Source organism: Arthrobacter sp. Y-9 (assembly GCF_029690065.1).
Classification (GTDB): domain Bacteria; phylum Actinomycetota; class Actinomycetes; order Actinomycetales; family Micrococcaceae; genus Arthrobacter_E.
In genome coordinates, this window is sequence record NZ_CP121463.1 from 834,996 (window position 1) to 852,501 (window position 17,506).

Here is a 17,506-nt window from a genome sequence, read left to right on the forward strand (position 1 = left end):
GTGCTTCTCAGTGCTTTTCAGCGGTTCTTCTTGGATGATGCGATGCGCTGCGGCCCCCACGGCGCCGGCGCCGTCTGTGTCCGTGGATTGCGGAACGGCGCGGGCGGTTCGACGAGCGAGCGCGCCCAGGACCGGACCGCTCCTTCACGGGCCGCCGCGCGCAGGGCGGGCGTCGGGGCAGGCGGGTGGGGGACCCCGGCGTCGAGTGCGGCCTCGTAGTGCGTCACGAGTTCTCGGCCGATCGCCTCCCACGTCCTGCCCTGCACACTCTGCAGCGCGGCGCGGGCGAAGGCCCTGCGCTTGACCTCGTCGCCCAGCAGATCGGCGGCATGCCCGCGGAGCTGTGCGAGATCGCCCGGCTGGTACAGCCAGCCGGTCCGGGAATTGTCCACGAGGTCGAGAGGGCCGCCCCTGCCGGTCGCCACGACGGGCACTCCGGAGGCCATGGCCTCCTGGATGGTCTGGCAGAACGTCTCGAATTCGCCGGGATGGACGAAAAGGTCGAAGGACGCCACGAGGCGGGCCAGGTCTTCGCCGCCCTGGAATCCGGTGAAGACGGCGCCGGGCAGGAGCTTCTCGAGCGACTCGCGCTGAGGCCCTTCGCCGACGATCACCAACCGCGTCCCGGGCAGGTCCGCCAGAACCTGCAGATCCTCCACCTGTTTCTCCACTGCGAGGCGCCCGACGAAGCCGATGATGCGCTCGCCGTGAGGGGCCACCGAGCGCCGCCAGGCGTCGTCGCGCTTGGAGGGATGGAAGCGCCGGGTGTCCACGCCGCGCCGCCACAGGTGGACCCGCGGGATGCCGCGGCCCTGCAGCTGGTCCCTGGCGAAGGTGGACGGCGCCAGGGTGCGGGAGGAGAGCACATGGATGTCCTCCACGCGCTGCCACGCCCAGTTCTCCAGGAACGGCACCCCGTAGCGTGCCGCGTAGCCGGGGACTTCCGTCTGGTACACGGCGACCGTCGGGATCCCCAGCTGCTGCGCGGCCTGCACCGCGCGCCAGCCGAGCACGAACGGGGAGGCGAGATGCACCACGTCGGGGGCGAAACCGGCAAGGATTCTCTTGACCCGGTTGACACCTCCCAGGGCCACGCGGACGTTCGTATAGCCGGCCAGGGGAACCGCGGGCAGCCGGTGGACGGCCGCTCCGGAGACCTGCGAGGGCGCATCCTCGGCGCCGGAGGAGGGGGCGATGACCAGAACGTCGTCGCCCCGTTCCTGAAGATGATCCAGAACCCTCAGGATCGAGTGCGTCACACCGTTCATCAAGGGCAGGAAGGACTCTGCCACGATTGCGATCCTCACGCTTTCCACGGTGCGCGCCGCTCCTGACCGCGGCGCATCCCTGAGCTGGCCGGAAGGGAAAGCTTCGGTTAACGCGCAGTCCGGACCCGGCCGTCCGACGTCGGCGCTTCACACCGGCTCAGCCCGCGGCGTGGCAGGATGGAAGGGATGAAATTGCGTGCAGACCAGAGCGGAAACCGTGGCCTTCCCATGCCCTTGTGGCTGCAAGGCGGGCTCGAGGCCGCCCAGGCCGCGATCATCTCCGCGCTGCTCGTGCTGCTGCCCGTCCTCTGGGTGTGGGCGACCGGCGGATTCGGTCCCACCGGCCCCGACTTCATGGCACGTCTGGCCGGGCAGGCCTGGCTCCTCATCCACGGCGTCCCGGTCAGCGTGCACCTCTACGCGGGGAACGCCACGTCCCAGGACCTGGGCGGACCGCTGACCCTCCTGCCGTGGGGCCTGGCGCTGATCCCGTTCGGGCTCTCCTGGCGCGCCGGCAAGCGCCTGGCACGCGCCTCCTACTCGGATCAGCTCTGGCAGGCGGCCCTCGGAGCGCTGCTGGTGTACGGCGCGTTCTCCTTCGCCACCGCGTTCGTCTGCGGCACGGTGGACGTGCGGATCAACCTGGTGCAGGCGGCCCTCATCCCGCTGCTGCCCGTGTTCCTCGGTCTGGTGCTCGGAGCGCGGCGTGAGTCCCGGTCCTGGTCCCGGCTGATCGGCGTGGAGGCCGTGGACTGGATCTCCCGGACCAGCCAGCATTCACGCTGGGCCGGCTCCTACCTGTGGACCGTCGTCCGCGCGGGCTTCCTCGCGGCGATGGCCGCCCTCTCGCTCGCCGCGCTCATGCTCGCGATCACCCTGGTGGCGCACTGGGCCGATGTGGTCAGTGTCTATGAGGGCCTGGGCGGCGGGATCCCCGGCGGGGCGGCACTGACTCTGGCGCAGCTCGGTTATCTTCCCCATCTGACGGTGTACGCGCTGGCGTGGCTCAGCGGCGCGGGGATCACCCTCGGGGTGGGCTCCACGGCCGGAGCGCTCGGCACCGCCGTGGGCCCGGTCCCGGCCGTCCCGGTCCTGGCAGCACTGCCCACGGGTCCCTTGCCGCTTGGACTGGTGGCTCTCCTGGTCCCCGTCCTGGCAGGGATCCTCGCCGGCTGGTGGTTCCTGCGCGAAGGCGAGAACCACTTCGACGAGTGGCTCTCCATCCGGGTCAAGGCCCGCTGGTTCACCATGCCGGCGTCGACGCTCGTGCTGGCGGCCGCCGTCGGCGCCGTGACGGGTGCGGTGACGCTGGTGCTCGCCTGGATGACCAGCGGCTCACTGGGCCTTGGACGACTCAGCCACCTGGGCGCCCCGCCGCTGCAGACGGCCCTGTACGTCGGCTGCGAAGTCGCGGTCGGCGTCGTGATCGGTCATTCGGTGGCGCCGTGGCTGGAACGCCATCAGCTCAGCGGGTACGACGACGAGCCCTCCGCCCTGAGCACCTCTTCCGCGCGCGAGTCCTTCTCGGCCAGCAAGAGCGCCGACTGACACCTCACCGATCGCTGCGGAGCGGCTGCCGTCACCGTGAAAGCTTTGGCCGGACCCTGACTTAAACTGGACCTCATGCGAATCGTGGTGCTGGTGTCAGGGAGTGGGTCCAATCTGCAGGCGGTCATCGACGCCGTCCAGGCGGGGGAGCTCGACCTCGAGATCGCCGCGGTGGGAGCGGACCGCGCGGACGCCTACGGGCTGGAACGCGCCCGGGCCGCCGGGATCGACACCTTCGTGGTCGACTTCCGCGGGTACGGCACCCGCGCCGAGTGGGATGCTGAACTCACGCGCGTCGTCGCGGGTTATGAGCCCGAGGTGGTGGTCTCCTCCGGTTTCATGCGGATCGTCTCGGCCCGGTTCATCGAGACGTTCGGCGGACGCTACCTCAACACGCACCCGGCACTGCTTCCGGCTTTCCCCGGGGCGCACGGCGTCCGGGACGCGCTCGCCTACGGGGTCAAAGTCACGGGCTGCACGGTGCACTGGGCGGACGCCGGGGTCGACACCGGGCCCATCATCGCCCAGGAGGCCGTCGCGATCGAGGACGGCGAGACCGAGGAGGCGCTGCACGAACGGATCAAGCTCGTGGAACGTCGGCTACTCATCAGCACTCTGTCAGACATCGTTCAGTCTCGCTTGCTATAAAGAATCGCACGCCACACGGGAAGCGGTCACCGACTGCAAAGCCCGCTCACAGGGAGCGTGCTGCAGACTGCTGAGGAGTGGCCGTGGAATTCTGGAAACCGGTGCTGGACACGGTGATCATCACCCCGAGTTTCCTCCTTCTCTGGACGGTCATCAGCCTTGTCCTGCTCGCTTTCCTGCTGCTGAAGAAGTGGCGGTTCCGGTGGTTCGTGCTGGCCGTGGCCGCCGTGGCCGTGGGCGCCGCCCTGGGGCTGGGCATCCTCTGGTACTGCGTCTACGTGGACAACACCTTCGGTGAGCCTCTGCTTCCCGACGTCTGGTTCTGGTTCCCTGCGGCCCTGGCCGCGATCCTGCTGGCCGTGGTGAACCTGCGCGGCGGCCGGTGGTGGCGCAGCGTCACCGCGGTGATCTCGGTGCTCGTGTTCGTCGCGACGGCGGCCTTCCAGATCAATGCGTCGTACGGGCTGAATCCCACGCTCGGCTCCCTGCTGAACATCAACACCGCCAGCCCGGTCCACATCGCGCCGAAGGCGGACTGGCGGGAGTACAACCCGAAGGAACCGCTCTACAAGACCTGGGTGGCGCCTGTCGGCATGCCCGCCCAGGGCCTCCGGGGCAAGACTCCGGTCCAGATCCCGGCCCGGCACTCCGGGTTCCCGGCCCGGTGGGCGAGCCTGTATCTTCCCCCGGCCGCACGCGTGAAGAATCCGCCACTGCTGCCCTTCGTCCTCATGATGATGGGCCAGCCGGGCAGCCCCAGCCCGATCGGCATCGGTAACGTGGCCGACGCGTACGCCAAGAAGCACCACGGTCTGGCGCCGATTGTCCTGATCGTGGACCAGCTGGGCGATCCCACCCAGGATCCGCTGTGCCTCGACGGCCCGCTCGGCAAAGTCGAGACGTACGTCATGAAGGACGTGCTGCCGTGGGCACGCGCCAATCTGCCCATCATGCAGGACCGGAAGCACTGGAGTTTCCTGGGCTATTCAAACGGCGGTGTCTGCGCCAGCTACTTCGCCACGAAGTATCCGCAGGACTTCGGCAGTTTCATCTCCGTGTCCGGTGAGGAATTCCAGGGCTCGGAGAAGCCCGCCCAGACCCTGGCCACGTTCTTCAACGGCAATCAGGCGGCGTACGACGCCGTGAAACCGCGCAACATCATGCTGGCACATGGCCGCTACACGGACATGACCGCCGTCTACACGGCCGGCAGCAAGGACCCCGCCTACACGGCGGCGGCGCACCGCTCGATGGCGACCGCGCGCCAGGTGGGGATCAAGAGCTACTTCTTCTCCGTGGCCGGGGCCGGACATGTGGGCAAGGCCTTCGAAGGGGGCGCCTCGGCGGCGTTCAGCGCGTTGTATCCTCTCTGGGGGCTGTCCCCGTCATGAGCCGGAGCCTGATCACCGCCCCGAACAGCACCACCACCAGAATGGCGGAGAACCATGAACGATGAGCAGCCACCGGCGCCGGAGGCTGCCCCGCACGGAGCGGGCGCCGCAGCGGAGGCCGTGACTCAGCCGCCCACCGGCCGGCTGAGGAACACCAAGGAGTGGCTCGACGGCTTCTTCCGCCGTATCCCCTTCTCCTTCCTCATGGCCGCGGTCTTCCTGACCACCAGCATCCGCAGCTGGACGGTGCTCCATGGGGATTCCAACGCGGTCAAGGCCGCCTGGGGTCTGGGCGTGGACACGACCCTGGACGCCGGTCAGTGGTGGACGCCCCTGTCCGCCCTGCTCATCCCGCAGGACGTCACGGCCACCGTGGTGGCGATCCTGGGTTCGGTGCTGCTCCTCGGCCTCGCCGAACGGACCATGGGCACCCGGAAGGCGGCGCTCGCCTTCTTCGTGACGGGTCTGATCGCCGGAACCCTGGGCGTGCTGCTGCAGTGGCTCGGCACCCTGACCTGGGAATGGTGGTCCACCGGGGCGTCCACCGCGATCACGGTGGATCCGCTCACCGGGGTGATCGGCGCGATCGCCGCCGCCACGGCCTCGATGGGGCCGCTCTGGCGCCGCCGCATCCGGGTGGTCCTGTTCGCCTTCATGCTGATCTTCGTCCTGTACTCGGGCGACCCGGAGGACCTGTACCGCCTCGTAGCGGTCCTCATCGGTCTGCCGCTCGGCGTTCTTCTGGCTCCCCGCAGCAAGCCCCTCACGGTCAAGGTGCCCCACAGCTCCCACCGCGAGACGCGCACCCTGGTGGCCGCCGTCGTGCTCGTCACGGCGATCGGGCCGATCGTGGCGTTCCTCGGAAGCACGGATCTGACGCCGTTCGCGTTCGGGTCCTACCTCTTCATGAACGACCCGATCGACCCCTCCACTCTCACTGCCGTCTGCCGCGGCGACATGCCGATCACCCGGCAGTGCATCCGACAGCTGGCACGGCTCGGGTCACAGGGTCCGGGGATGTACGTCATGTCGTTCGTCCCGGTCATCCTGCTGGGACTCGCGGCCTGGGGCCTGTACCGCGGCCGCCGTTTCGGCTGGTGGCTGGCGGTGAGCGTCAACTCCGCGATCCTGCTCTTCGCGCCGGGCTCGTTCGGCGTGGTCCGCGTGATCGCCCAGGGCGGTTCGGGGTCACACCGGCCGTTCGACGCCTCCGAGCTCGTCATCTGGGTGGTCACGGCGGCACTGGTGCCGGTCGGCTCGCTGATCATGCTGGTCGCCACCCGGAAGCACTTCGGCATCCGGGCGCCACGCGGCGCGGTGCGCCGATTCTGGCTGGTCCTCGCCACCGGATTCGTCGTGCTGACCGCCGCCTACATCCTCTCCGCGCTGGCCAACCTCGCGGCGATCGTGCCGCACACCAACCCTCTGCAGGTCATCCTGGAGGCACCCCGCCGGTTCATCCCGCCGCACTTCGTGGGGCGCCCCACGCACGTCGTCATGCCGCGGCACTCCGCCGTCAGCTGGGCCTATCAGTGGTGCGGACCCGTCTTCTGGGCGTTCTTCGCGGGCCTCGTGGTGTGGGTCCTCTCGAGGTCACCCCGACTGACCACGGCGCACGACGCCGACGCCTTCCGTGCGCTGCTGCGGCGCCACGGCGGCGGTTCGCTGGGCCACATGGGAACCTGGGAGGGCAACACCCCGTGGTTCACGAAGGATGGCGAGGGCGCCCTTCCGTACCGGGTGGTGAACGGCAACGCGATCGCCCTGGGGGACCCCGTCTGCGCTCCGCAGCGAGCCGAGGAGACCCTGCGGGAGTATCTGGCGTTCTGCGACGAACACAACTGGACCCCGGTGTTCTACTCGATCCACCCGCAGTACCTGCCCGTATTCGAGGACCTCGGCTGGCACCACATGTCCGTGGGCGAGGAGACCGTCGTCCACACGGCCGACTTCACGATGAAGGGCAAGCACTGGCAGAGCGTCCGCACGGCGCTCAACAAGGCCGTCCGCGAGGGCAAGACCACGGTCTGGACCACCTGGGCCGAGCTGCCGTTCGCCGCCACCTCGGAGATCGCCGCGATCTCCGAGGCGTGGGTCGCGGAGAGCGAACTGCCGGAGATGGGCTTCACCCTCGGTGGGCTCGACGAACTCCGGGACCCTGAAGTCAAGCTCATGCTGGCCCTCGCCGAGGACGGCCGGATCGAGGCCGTGACGTCCTGGATGCCCATGTACCAGGACGGCGAGATCATCGGCTGGACGCTCGACTTCATGCGGCGCTCGCCGGAGTCGTTCAACGGTGTCATGGAGTTCCTGATCGCCTCCGCGGCGCTGCACATGCGGGACGAGGGGTGCCTCTACATGAGCCTGTCCGGCGCCCCCTTGGCCACCAAGCCGACCGCGCCCGGCGCCGAGGAGCCGGAGGAGGTGGCCGGCATGGACGCCTTCCTCGCCTGGCTGTCCCGGACCCTGGAACCGGCGTACGGCTTCAGTTCGCTGTTCCGTTTCAAGGCCAAGTTCCACCCCGAGTACGTCACGCTGTCCATGGCGTACCAGGACGTGCTGGCGCTGCCGGGGATCGGGGTGGCGCTGGGCAAGGCGTATCTGCCCGACGTCTCGACCCGCGAGGCCGTGGCCCTGGCCAGGAGTCTGGGCCGGAAGGACTGAGCCCGCCGCGGCGGGCAGCCGACGGACCGTGCCGGCCGCCGTCGTCGTGGCAGCCCCGTGACCCGTCGGCCCCGTGAGCCGTCAGCCCAGCTGCCGGGAGGCCGTCTCCGGCGCGACGCGCGCCATCGCCGCGACTGCCAGCACCACGAGGAGCGTCGCGGCGAGGAAGGTGTTCGCCAGCCCCCATTGCGGCCAGAAGTACCCGGCGAAGAGCAGCGGCCCGAATCCGGCGCCCAGCCGCGAGATGGTGGAGGCCCAGCCGAAGCCGCTCGCTCGCAGGGAGGTCGGGTACAGCTCGGACACGTAGGTGTACAGCACGGGGATCGCGATCTGGACGACGAAACCGAAGGCCAGGAGCCACAGGACCGCGAGCACCGGGTCGCCGAGCGAGAACGACACCACGACCAGCAGCAGCCCGGAGAGCGGGCCGGTGACGCCCAGGATCCAGCGCCGGCCCACCCGTTCCACCAGAAGCGCGGCCACGAGCACCCCTAGAAGGCCCACGGCGGCCATTCCGGCGGTCGTGAGGAAGGCCCGGAAATCCGCGAAGCCAGCGCCGATCAGGATCTTGGGCATCCACGTCAGGGAGAGGTAGTACACCAGCAGGATCGTCAGGAAGAGGGCCCACGACGTGGCGGTGATGCGCCAGTCGAACCGCCAGAGTGCGGCGAGCTGGTCCCACACGCCGCGGGCGGTGAGGCGGGGGAGCGGCCGCGCTTCGGGCAGGGTGTAAGGGCGTGCCGGGGCGCCGGTGTCCCGCACCAGCCGGTCGATGACCGCGGCCGCCTCCCGGTTGCGTCCCTTGTTCACGAGGTAGAGCGGGGATTCCGGCACCCCGCGCCGGATCCAGAACACCAGGAACGCGGGGAGGACCATGACCAGCATGGTGAGCCGCCAGTCGTGCCAGGTGCCCACGAGCCACGCGGAGATCACTCCGCACAGCGCCGCGCCCAACGGCCACCAGGCGTCCATCGCGGTGAGCACCCGGCCACGATGCCTGGTGGGCGTGAACTCTCCCACGAGCGCGTAGTCGACCGGGATGCAGCCGCCCAGCCCGAAACCGGCCAGGAAGCGGAACGCACAGAACCAGGCGAAGTCCGGGGCCAGCGCGCCGGCCACCGTGAAGAGGGAGAACATCAGGAGCGTGGCCGTGAAGGCCTTCTTCCGGCCCAGCGTGTCCGCGATGGTGCCCCAGAGGAAAGCGCCCAGGGCCATGCCCACCAGGTTCGCCGTCCCGACCCAGGCGGCGTCCGCCGGACCGAGACCCCATTCCTTCCCGACCAGGGGGATGAGGATGCCGTTGAGGGTGACGTCCCAGGCGTCGAACATGAAGCCGAGCCCGCCGATGAGGAAGATCCTGCCCTGCACGCGCCAGCGCCAGGGCAGATCCTGGATGAGCACATCGCCGCGGGGGACGGTGGAGTGGCTGTTCATGATCTCCTTCGGTGCTCCTTCATGCGTCCGGCCGCACCGTGGCCCGTCGCTCAGGAGCAGCTGCCGGCGTGGAGCTTCTTGGCGATGGCGTCACTCTGGGGCGTCATCCGGTATTCCGGGTGGGGGCTGCCGTCGAACGGCTGGAGATCATCGTACGACGCGCCGAGGAACAGCACGGCGTACGAGTTGGTCACGGCCTCCACCGAGTCGCCCGCCCGGGAAGGGACCGGTGTCCCGCAGATCTGGGTGATCCGGTAGTGGGACAGTTCGTGCTTCATCACGCTCACCACCACGGGGGAGTAGAACACCACAGCCGCGCCGGTGGTCTCCCGGTTGCCGTAGATCAGGCGGGGCGCAGCCGTGCAGAAGGCCGCGACGACGTCCGGATCGTTCTTCTTGGTGCTCGGACAGCTCTTCGTCAGCTGGGCGAAGTCCCAGTTCACCGAGAGCCCGAAGCTCCGCACGAGCTGCTCGGCCGACGGGATGTAGGAACCTTCCGCATCCGGTTCCCCGACGAACGTCCGTGCGAGCGCCTCGAGCCGCGCGTTCTCCGCCTTCGGCGACGCCGCACCCGTGAACGGGTGTGTCTTGCCGGTGGACGGATCCTTGAACTGGCCCTTGCGGCCCAGGGGAGCCTGGGCGAGGTAGTTCTTCTCGAGCGTCCGCACCGTCCCGAGCAGGGCGTTCAGATCCTTGCGCAGGACGGCCCGGTCCGCGCTCGTGCGCTCGCCCATCTTCTGCAGGGTGGCGAACCGCTCGGCGAGGTCCGCCTGGAACTCCAGGACGTAGGCCCGTCCCGCCGGGGTGCCGGGCAGGAGGAACCCTGGCTTGTCGGTCTTGGCGGCGAGAACGTAGCGGTTGATGGTGTTGCGGGTCTCCGACACGGCGGCGTCGTAGCCGGGCAGCTCCGCCATGACGAACCGGGGCGGTGCGGAGGCTGCCGGAGCGGCGGTGATCGCCGGGCGGAGGACGGCCACGCCGACGGCGAGCAGACCCAGCACACAGATCGCAAGCACCGCGACGAGCCACCCGGTGCGCTTCTTCCGCGGCGCGGGAGGCGGCGTGGGCGGGGATAAGGGCCCATGCGACGGCACCGGGCCGGGTGCCATCTGTCCGTAGGCAGGAGGTGCCCCGGGAGCGTACGACGGCGCGTGGCCGCCGGCCATCTGTCCGTAGGCAGGGGGTGCCACGGCCCCGGCCTGCGCCGGGGACGGGGTGTAGGCGCCCGCGTCGGCGGGCGGCTGGGAATCGAACGGTTGGGCACTGAACGGCGGGGCTTCAGACGCCGGCGTCTCGAACACAGGCGCCCCGAACACAGGCGCCCCGTCAGTCGGAGCTCCTACGTCCTGAGCCCCCGCACCCTGAACCCCGTCCTCTGAAACCTCGTCCTCTGAAACTCCGTCTTGCGAAACCCCGTCCTGCGAAACCCGGTCTTCCTGAACCCCGTCTTCCGGAACCTCGTCCTCTGAAACGCTGTCTTCCGGAACCCCGCCAACCACAGACCTGTCCATCGGTGGCCGGGCCTCAGGAGGCCTGCGCGACGGCCTGGCGGAGCCGACCGCCGGTGGCGTCCAGCGCTGCCCGGCCGGCGTCGGCGTCGACCCCGGTCAGCACCATGAGGATGGCCAGCTTCACCGATCCACCGGCGGCGTCCAGCGCCTGGGACGCCTCCTCCACCGAGCAGCCGGTGGCCTGCAGCACGGTCCGCTGGGACCGGGCGCGGAGCTTGGCGTTGGTGGCCTGGAGGTCCACCATCATGTTGCCGTAGGTCTTGCCGAGCTTGACCATGCTCAGGGTGCTGATCATATTGACCACGAGCTTCTGGGCGGTGCCGGACTTCAGCCGGGTGGACCCCGCCACGAATTCCGGCCCGACCTCGACGTCGATCGCCACCTCCGCGGTGGCGCCGATGACCGAGTTCCGGTTGCAGGCCAGGCCCACCGTGAACGCGCCCGCGGCCCGTGCGGCCTCCAGCGCGCCGACCACATAGGGGGTCCGGCCCGACGCGGAAATGCCGACCACGGCGTCCCCGGCACCCACCGAGAGGGCCGCCAGATCAGCGGCGCCGGCTTCGGCGTCGTCCTCCGCGTTCTCGACCGCCTCACGGATGGCGCGGGGGCCGCCCGCGATCACGCCCACCACCATGTCCGGATCCGTGCCGTACGTGGGAGGGCACTCGCTGGCGTCCAGGACGCCGACGCGTCCGGCGGTGCCCGCGCCGATGTAGATCAGCCGTCCGCCGGCGGCGAGCTTGGCGTACACCCCGTCGACGGCGGCGGCCACCGAGCCCAGCTCGCGCTCCACGGCGCCGGCCACGAGGGCGTCCTGGCCGTTCATCGCCGTGACGAGCTCCGCCGTGGTCATGGTGTCGATGGAACTCAGCTCAGGATTGGCCGCCTCCGTGGACAGGCCCTGGAGCTGGGCGCGGAGTTCCGCGAGGGAATCCTGGGATTCAGGCTGGCTGGTCACGGTAGATGTACCTTTCCTGGAGGAGATCCGGCTGGGTGGCGAGCGCGGCGCCGTCGAGGCCGGTCCCGAGCGCCGGGACGACGGTGGCCTGGATGCTCTTGAGGGCCGAGGTGAGGCGGTCCCGGAACAGGGGCGACTCGCTCACGCCGCCCAGCAGGGCGACGCGACGGGAAGGATCCCCGGCATGGGTGGGCGGTCCGGAGGCGAGGGCCCGTCCCACGGACCGGGCGACGTGGGCGCACGCGCGGTCCACGATGCCGAGCGCGACCGCGTCACCCGCCGTGGCGGCGTCGAGGACGCGGGGCGTGAAGGACCCCATGGCGCGGTACGGGTTGCTCACGGAGCCGAGCCAGCCGGGCAGGTCGAGAACGGGGACGGGCAGGCCGTCCGGGTCGGAGAGGAGGGTGGCGGGGCCGCCGTCGAGCTCCTGGAGCACGGCGGAGAGGCCTTCCTGCCCGATCCAGCGGCCGCTGCCCCGGTCGCCGAGGAGCGGCCCCCAGCCGTCGGCGCGGTGCAGCGTGCCCTCGCCGTCGAAGCGGAAGACGACCGCGCCGGTGCCGATGATCACGGCCGCGCCCGGGGAGGACCCGAAGGCGCCCAGATGGGCGGCGGTGGCGTCCGAGATGACCGCAGCCGGGACGGAGAAGTGCCCGGCCAGCCGGTGGGCGAGTTCGCGGGATCCGGCCTCATCCGAGGCGACCCCCGCGATGGCGGCGCCGATGCCGCTGGGCCGGGGGAGCGGCGTGCCTTCCGTGTCGGAGATGCGCAGATGCGCGGAACCGTCCGTGATCATGAGGAAGGCGTTGTTGACCCCGCCGGCCGTGGCCAGTCCGGGGAACCCCTCCAGGACGGTGGAGGCGAGGACCTCGGAACCTTCGGTCGGGTGGCTCCGGAGCTCCAGGCGGCAGCGGCTCTTGCCGATGTCGGCGATCAGCACGGGCCCCGATTCGACGACCGGCTGGGCCGAGAGCGCGGCGGAGTCGGAAGGCAGATGTCCCGGCAGGCGGGAGGACGAGAGGTCCTGAAGGTCGCTCTGGTCCGGAAAGACTGTCATGCACACCCACACTAGTGCCGCTCACGCGCGTGCAACAGCCTATTAAGAACCACAGTGCCTGTGTGAACAAGATCGAAAGAGGCCTCGATGCGCCATCTTCAATCATTCTCCGCCCTGCGTGGGGCCCTCGGGTCACGCGGTAGGGATCGACCGTCCCGCGCGATAAAATGGCCTCATCCCGCCAATCGATGTCGCCGTGCGTGGGCCCGTGCTGGCTGCGTACGCCGAATCCGTGCCACTTTGGAGTGCCATTCGTGTCCGTCACGCAGCTTGACCGTGTTCCCATCCGCCGGGCCCTGATCTCGGTCTATGACAAGACCGGTCTGGAGGATCTGGCCCGCGGCCTGCACGCCGCAGGGGTGGCACTGGTCTCCACCGGCTCCACCGCCAAGAAGATCGCGGCCCTCGGCATCCCCGTCACCGAGGTGGAGCAGGTCACCGGCTCCCCGGAGATGCTGGACGGACGGGTCAAGACCCTCCACCCACGCATCCACGGCGGCATCCTGGCCGACCGCCGCGTCCCGGCCCACATGGACACCCTGACCGAGATGGAGATCGAGACCTTCGATCTGGTGGTCGTGAACCTCTACCCCTTCGTCGAGACGGTCAAGTCCGGCGCCGCCCTCGATGACGTGGTCGAGCAGATCGACATCGGAGGCCCCGCCATGGTGCGCTCCGCCGCGAAGAACCACGCCGCCGTCGCGATCGTGACGGATCCCGGCTTCTACCCGCAGGTGATCGCCGCTGCGGCCGAAGGCGGCTTCAGCCTCAAGCAGCGCCGCGTCCTGGCGGCTCGCGCCTTCGCCCACACCGCCAGCTACGACAACGCCGTGGCCAGCTGGACCGCCACGCAGTTCCTGGACGAGGACGGCGACGGCGTCATCGACTGGCCCGCCTACGCCGGCGTCTCGCTCGAGCGCTCCGAGGTGCTCCGCTACGGCGAGAACCCGCACCAGCAGGCCGCCCTCTACGTGGACAAGGCCGCCCCGGCCGGCATCGCCCAGGCCGACCAGCTGCACGGCAAGGCCATGAGCTACAACAACTTCGTGGACGCCGACGCCGCACTGCGCGCCGCCTTCGACTTCGCCGAGCCGGCCGTGGCCATCATCAAGCACGCCAACCCGTGCGGTGTCGCCGTGGCGACCCCGGGCGCCGAGGACCCCATCGCCGACGCCCACCGCAAGGCGCACGCCTGCGACCCCGTCTCCGCGTACGGTGGGGTCGTCGCGGCCAACCGCGCCGTCTCCAAGGGCATGGCCGAAACCCTGGCCGGGATCTTCACCGAGGTCGTCATCGCGCCGTCCTTCGATCCGGAGGCCGTGGAGATCCTCTCCAAGAAGAAGAACATCCGACTCCTGGCTCTGCCGGACGGCTACGGCCGCTACCCGGCGGAACTGCGCCAGGTCTCCGGTGGCATGCTCGTCCAGATGTCCGATGTGATCGACGCCGACGGCGACGATCCCGCGAACTGGACCCTCGCCAGCGGTGAGGCCGCGGACGAGAAGACGCTCGCCGAGCTGGTCTTCGCCTGGCGCGCGGTCCGGGCCGCCAAGTCCAACGCCATCCTGCTCGCCCGCGACGGCGGCACGGTCGGCATCGGCATGGGCCAGGTCAACCGCGTGGACTCCTGCCGTCTGGCCGTCGAGCGCGCGAACACGCTCGGTGTGGCGGTCGAATCCACGGTGGACGCCGCGGGTGGCGCCTCCAACGTGACCGCCGCCGAGGCACCCGAGCGCGCCCGTGGCGCCGTGGCCGCCTCCGACGCCTTCTTCCCCTTCGCCGACGGTCTGCAGATCCTGCTGGCCGCCGGTGTCCGCGCGGTGGTCCAGCCCGGCGGTTCGGTGCGTGACGAAGAGGTCATCGAGGCGGCCCAGGCGGCCGGCGTGACCATGTACTTCACCGGTTCGCGCCACTTCTTCCACTGACGGCGAGAGGGCGACGGCGGCCGCGCGCCGCCGTCGTCCTCTGCCGCAGTGCTCGACCCGGCTCTCCGCAGGCCAGCTAGTACGCTGGGAGAGCCTGATTCTTAGACGGTAAACCAGTAACAGTAGGAGAGGCCCCTGATGGCAAAGATCATCTACACCCACACTGACGAAGCGCCCATGCTCGCCACCCATTCCTTCCTTCCGGTGGTCCGGGCGTACGCCTCCAGCGCGGGTGTGGACATCGAGACCCGGGACATCTCCCTCTCCGGTCGCATCATCTCGGCGTTCAGCGACTTCCTCGAAGAGGACCAGCGCATCGGGGACGCCCTCGCCGAGCTGGGTCAGCTGGCCAAGACCCCGGAAGCGAACATCATCAAGCTTCCGAACATCTCCGCCTCCATCCCGCAGCTCAAGGCCGCCATCGCCGAGCTCCAGAGCCAGGGCTACGCGCTGCCGGACTACCCGGACAACCCCTCCTCGGATGAGGAGACGGACATCCGCTCGCGCTACGACAAGATCAAGGGCTCCGCCGTGAACCCGGTCCTGCGAGAGGGCAACTCGGACCGCCGTGCGCCGCTGTCGGTGAAGACCTACGCCCGCAAGAACCCGCACTCCATGGGCGCCTGGTCGTCCGACTCCAAGACCAACGTGGCCACCATGGGCCAGAACGACTTCCGCTCCAACGAGAAGTCCGTGACCCTGGCCACGGATGACGTCCTGACCATCCAGGAGGTGTTCGCGGACGGTTCCGTCAAGGTCCTTCTGAAGGACCTCAAGGTCCTGGCGGGCGAGGTCGTCGACTCCACTGTGATGCGTGCCGCGGCCCTGGACGAGTTCCTGGCCGGCGCCGTGCAGCGCGCCAAGGAGGAGGGTGTCCTCTTCTCCGCTCACCTCAAGGCCACCATGATGAAGGTCTCCGACCCGATCATCTTCGGCCACGTGGTCAAGGCCTACTTCCACGAGCTCTTCGAGAAGTACGGCGAGCAGCTGGCCGCCGCCGAGCTCAGCCCGAACAACGGCCTGGCCGCCATCCTGGCCGGCATCGACGAGCTGCCCGAGGAGATCCGCGACGACGTCCGCGGCCTCATCACCAAGGCGCTCGAAGAGGGCCCGGCCCTCGCCATGGTCGACTCGGACAAGGGGATCACCAACCTGCACGTCCCGTCCGACGTGATCGTGGACGCCTCCATGCCGGCCATGATCCGCATCGGCGGTCACATGTGGGGCCCGGACGGCAAGGAGCACGACACCCTCGCGGTGCTGCCGGACTCCAGCTACGCCGGCGTCTACCAGGCCGTGATCGAGGACTGCCGTGCCAACGGCGCCTACGACCCCACCACCATGGGCACCGTCCCGAACGTCGGCCTCATGGCCCAGGCCGCCGAGGAGTACGGCAGCCACAACAAGACCTTCGAGATCGCCAAGGCCGGCACCGTCCAGGTCGTCTCCTCGGACGGCACCGTCCTCCTGGAGCACTCCGTGGAGCCGGGCGACATCTGGCGCGCCTGCCAGACCAAGGACGTCCCGGTCCGCGACTGGGTCAAGCTGGCCGTCACCCGTGCCCGCGCCTCCCAGACCCCGGCCGTGTTCTGGCTGGATGAGAGCCGCGCCCACGACGCGCAGCTCATCGCGAAGGTCAACGAGTACCTCAAGGAGCACGACACCGAGGGCCTCGACATCCGCATCCTCACCCCGGAGGAAGCCACCACGTTCACCGTCCAGCGCCTGCGCCGCGGCGAGGACACCATCTCCGTGACCGGCAACGTGCTGCGTGACTACCTCACCGACCTGTTCCCGATCCTGGAGCTGGGCACCTCCGCCAAGATGCTCTCCGTGGTGCCGCTCATCAACGGCGGCGGCCTGTTCGAGACCGGCGCCGGCGGCTCCGCCCCGAAGCACGTGCAGCAGCTCGTGGCCGAGGACTACCTGCGCTGGGACTCCCTCGGTGAGTTCTTCGCCCTGGTCCCGTCCCTGGAGCTCTACGCCGAGCAGGCGGGTACCCCGGGCGCCAAGGTCCTGGCCGACACCCTGGACCGCGCCACGGGCACCTTCCTGCTCGAGAACAAGTCCCCGGGCCGCAAGCTCGGCACCATCGACAACCGCGGTTCGCACTTCTACCTGGCCCTCTACTGGGCGCAGGAGCTCGCCGCGCAGAAGGACGACGCCGCCCTGGCCGAGGCCTTCGCCCCGCTGGCCGAGGCTCTCGCCGCCCAGGAGGAGACCATCGTCTCCGAGCTCCTGGCCGTGCAGGGCCACCCGGTCGACCTGGGCGGTTACTACCGTCCGGACGAGGCCAAGGCCACCGCGGCCATGCGTCCCTCGGCCACGCTCAACGGGCTGATCGACGGCTTCGGCGCCTAGTCACCACTCCGCGCCCGGCGACGGGCTGCGCGGGTCCGTTCAGGACTCCGGCACGACGGCGGCCGGTCACCTTCTCCGGGAGGTGGCCGGCCGCCGTCGTCGTCTCCGGAGTGAGTCGCGGGAAGTCGCGTCCCCAGTGGGATGTGTCACAACTGTTGACAGCCTTGTCGGGTCCTTGCGAGGATGAACTTGAAGCTTCAAACGATTCGCCCCCGTCCCGAGGCCACCGTGACCGATGACCACTGATAGCGAGGACCCCCGCATGGCTTCCGTTTCCACCTCCCGCACCACCGACACCGCTCTGGCCGTTCTCCGGATCGCCCTGGGTGTCGTGTTCTTCGCTCATGGCTGGCAGAAGATCTTCACCTTCACCCTTCCCGGAGTGCAGGGCTCCTTCGGCCAGATGGGTGTTCCCGCCGCCGACATCGTCGGCCCGGCCGTCGCGTTCCTCGAGCTGATCGGCGGCGCAGCGCTCATCCTCGGCTTGGTGACCCGTGTGGCCGGCGCCCTGCTCGCGCTCGACATGCTCGGCGCCATCGTCCTCGTCCACGGCGGGTCCGGGATCTTCGTCGATCAGGGCGGCATGGAGCTCGTCCTGGTGCTCGGCGTCGGCTCGCTGGCCCTCGCCCTCGCAGGCGCCGGGCGGTTCTCGCTCGACGCGCTCCTCTTCGGCCGCCGTGGTGGCCGGGTGGCGCAGCTCGCCTGACCTCTCACCCCAACGGGTTTGCGAAGTAACAGTTGGCG

General features: G+C 69.7%; 12 protein-coding genes. 7 read left to right on the forward strand and 5 right to left on the reverse strand.

Annotated features, from left to right (window positions below):
• Positions 1 to 17: 17 nt before the first annotated feature.
• Positions 18 to 1,307, reverse strand: coding sequence for a glycosyltransferase family 1 protein (locus P9849_RS03700; RefSeq protein WP_278268356.1), 1,290 nt, complete (start codon positions 1,305 to 1,307; stop codon positions 18 to 20).
• Positions 1,308 to 1,454: 147 nt separating this feature from the next.
• Between P9849_RS03700 and P9849_RS03705 the strand changes: the two genes are divergently transcribed.
• The 4 genes from P9849_RS03705 to P9849_RS03720 all read left to right on the forward strand — a co-directional run bounded on the left by P9849_RS03705 (position 1,455) and on the right by P9849_RS03720 (position 7,519).
• Complete coding sequence (locus P9849_RS03705) at positions 1,455 to 2,816, forward strand: DUF6350 family protein (RefSeq protein WP_278268357.1); 1,362 nt, start codon at positions 1,455 to 1,457, stop codon at positions 2,814 to 2,816.
• Positions 2,817 to 2,891: 75 nt separating this feature from the next.
• Positions 2,892 to 3,464, forward strand: coding sequence for a phosphoribosylglycinamide formyltransferase (gene purN, locus P9849_RS03710; RefSeq protein WP_278268358.1), 573 nt, complete (start codon positions 2,892 to 2,894; stop codon positions 3,462 to 3,464).
• Positions 3,465 to 3,547: 83 nt separating this feature from the next.
• Positions 3,548 to 4,855 (forward strand): alpha/beta hydrolase-fold protein, encoded by a 1,308-nt coding sequence (locus tag P9849_RS03715; RefSeq protein ID WP_278268359.1) that lies wholly within the window; start codon positions 3,548 to 3,550, stop codon positions 4,853 to 4,855.
• Positions 4,856 to 4,909: 54 nt separating this feature from the next.
• Positions 4,910 to 7,519 carry a phosphatidylglycerol lysyltransferase domain-containing protein gene (locus tag P9849_RS03720; RefSeq protein WP_278268360.1) on the forward strand — a complete coding sequence of 870 codons (2,610 nt, stop codon included), beginning with the start codon at positions 4,910 to 4,912 and terminating at the stop codon, positions 7,517 to 7,519.
• 81 nt (positions 7,520 to 7,600) lie between these two features.
• Here the strand turns inward: P9849_RS03720 and P9849_RS03725 are convergent, their stop codons facing one another.
• The 4 genes from P9849_RS03725 to P9849_RS03740 all read right to left on the reverse strand — a co-directional run bounded on the left by P9849_RS03725 (position 7,601) and on the right by P9849_RS03740 (position 12,476).
• A complete protein-coding gene (locus P9849_RS03725; RefSeq protein WP_278268361.1) occupies positions 7,601 to 8,953 on the reverse strand; it encodes an MFS transporter in 1,353 nt (450 codons plus the stop codon).
• Between the two features lie 50 nt (positions 8,954 to 9,003).
• Positions 9,004 to 9,969 carry a hypothetical protein gene (locus P9849_RS03730; RefSeq protein WP_278268362.1) on the reverse strand — a complete coding sequence of 322 codons (966 nt, stop codon included), beginning with the start codon at positions 9,967 to 9,969 and terminating at the stop codon, positions 9,004 to 9,006.
• Between the two features lie 508 nt (positions 9,970 to 10,477).
• Positions 10,478 to 11,422: an N-acetylmuramic acid 6-phosphate etherase gene (gene murQ, locus P9849_RS03735; RefSeq protein ID WP_278268363.1), complete on the reverse strand. Its 945-nt coding sequence runs from the start codon at positions 11,420 to 11,422 to the stop codon at positions 10,478 to 10,480.
• On the reverse strand, positions 11,406 to 12,476 hold the full coding sequence (locus P9849_RS03740) for a BadF/BadG/BcrA/BcrD ATPase family protein (RefSeq protein WP_278268364.1): 1,071 nt from the start codon (positions 12,474 to 12,476) through the stop codon (positions 11,406 to 11,408). Before P9849_RS03740 ends, murQ begins: the two co-directional genes overlap by 17 nt.
• 254 nt (positions 12,477 to 12,730) lie before the next feature.
• Here P9849_RS03740 and purH point away from each other — a divergent pair, with 254 nt between their 5' ends.
• The 3 genes from purH to P9849_RS03755 all read left to right on the forward strand — a co-directional run bounded on the left by purH (position 12,731) and on the right by P9849_RS03755 (position 17,468).
• Entirely contained in the window at positions 12,731 to 14,401 is a 1,671-nt protein-coding gene (gene purH, locus P9849_RS03745; protein WP_278268365.1) for a bifunctional phosphoribosylaminoimidazolecarboxamide formyltransferase/IMP cyclohydrolase, read from the forward strand.
• A gap of 138 nt (positions 14,402 to 14,539) precedes the next feature.
• On the forward strand, positions 14,540 to 16,762 hold the full coding sequence (locus P9849_RS03750) for an NADP-dependent isocitrate dehydrogenase (RefSeq protein WP_278268366.1): 2,223 nt from the start codon (positions 14,540 to 14,542) through the stop codon (positions 16,760 to 16,762).
• A 262-nt stretch (positions 16,763 to 17,024) separates the two neighbouring features.
• A complete protein-coding gene (locus tag P9849_RS03755; protein ID WP_278268367.1) occupies positions 17,025 to 17,468 on the forward strand; it encodes a DoxX family protein in 444 nt (147 codons plus the stop codon).
• Positions 17,469 to 17,506 lie beyond the last annotated feature (38 nt).

Coding starts and splice junctions, on each gene's coding strand:
- P9849_RS03705 (WP_278268357.1), top strand. CDS start 1,455: ATGAAATTGCGTGCAGACCAGAGCGGAAACCGTGGCCTTCCCATGCCC.
- purN (WP_278268358.1), top strand. CDS start 2,892: ATGCGAATCGTGGTGCTGGTGTCAGGGAGTGGGTCCAATCTGCAGGCG.
- P9849_RS03720 (WP_278268360.1), top strand. CDS start 4,910: ATGAACGATGAGCAGCCACCGGCGCCGGAGGCTGCCCCGCACGGAGCG.
- P9849_RS03725 (WP_278268361.1), bottom strand. CDS start 8,953: ATGAACAGCCACTCCACCGTCCCCCGCGGCGATGTGCTCATCCAGGAT.
- P9849_RS03740 (WP_278268364.1), bottom strand. CDS start 12,476: ATGACAGTCTTTCCGGACCAGAGCGACCTTCAGGACCTCTCGTCCTCC.
- P9849_RS03750 (WP_278268366.1), top strand. CDS start 14,540: ATGGCAAAGATCATCTACACCCACACTGACGAAGCGCCCATGCTCGCC.
- P9849_RS03755 (WP_278268367.1), top strand. CDS start 17,025: ATGGCTTCCGTTTCCACCTCCCGCACCACCGACACCGCTCTGGCCGTT.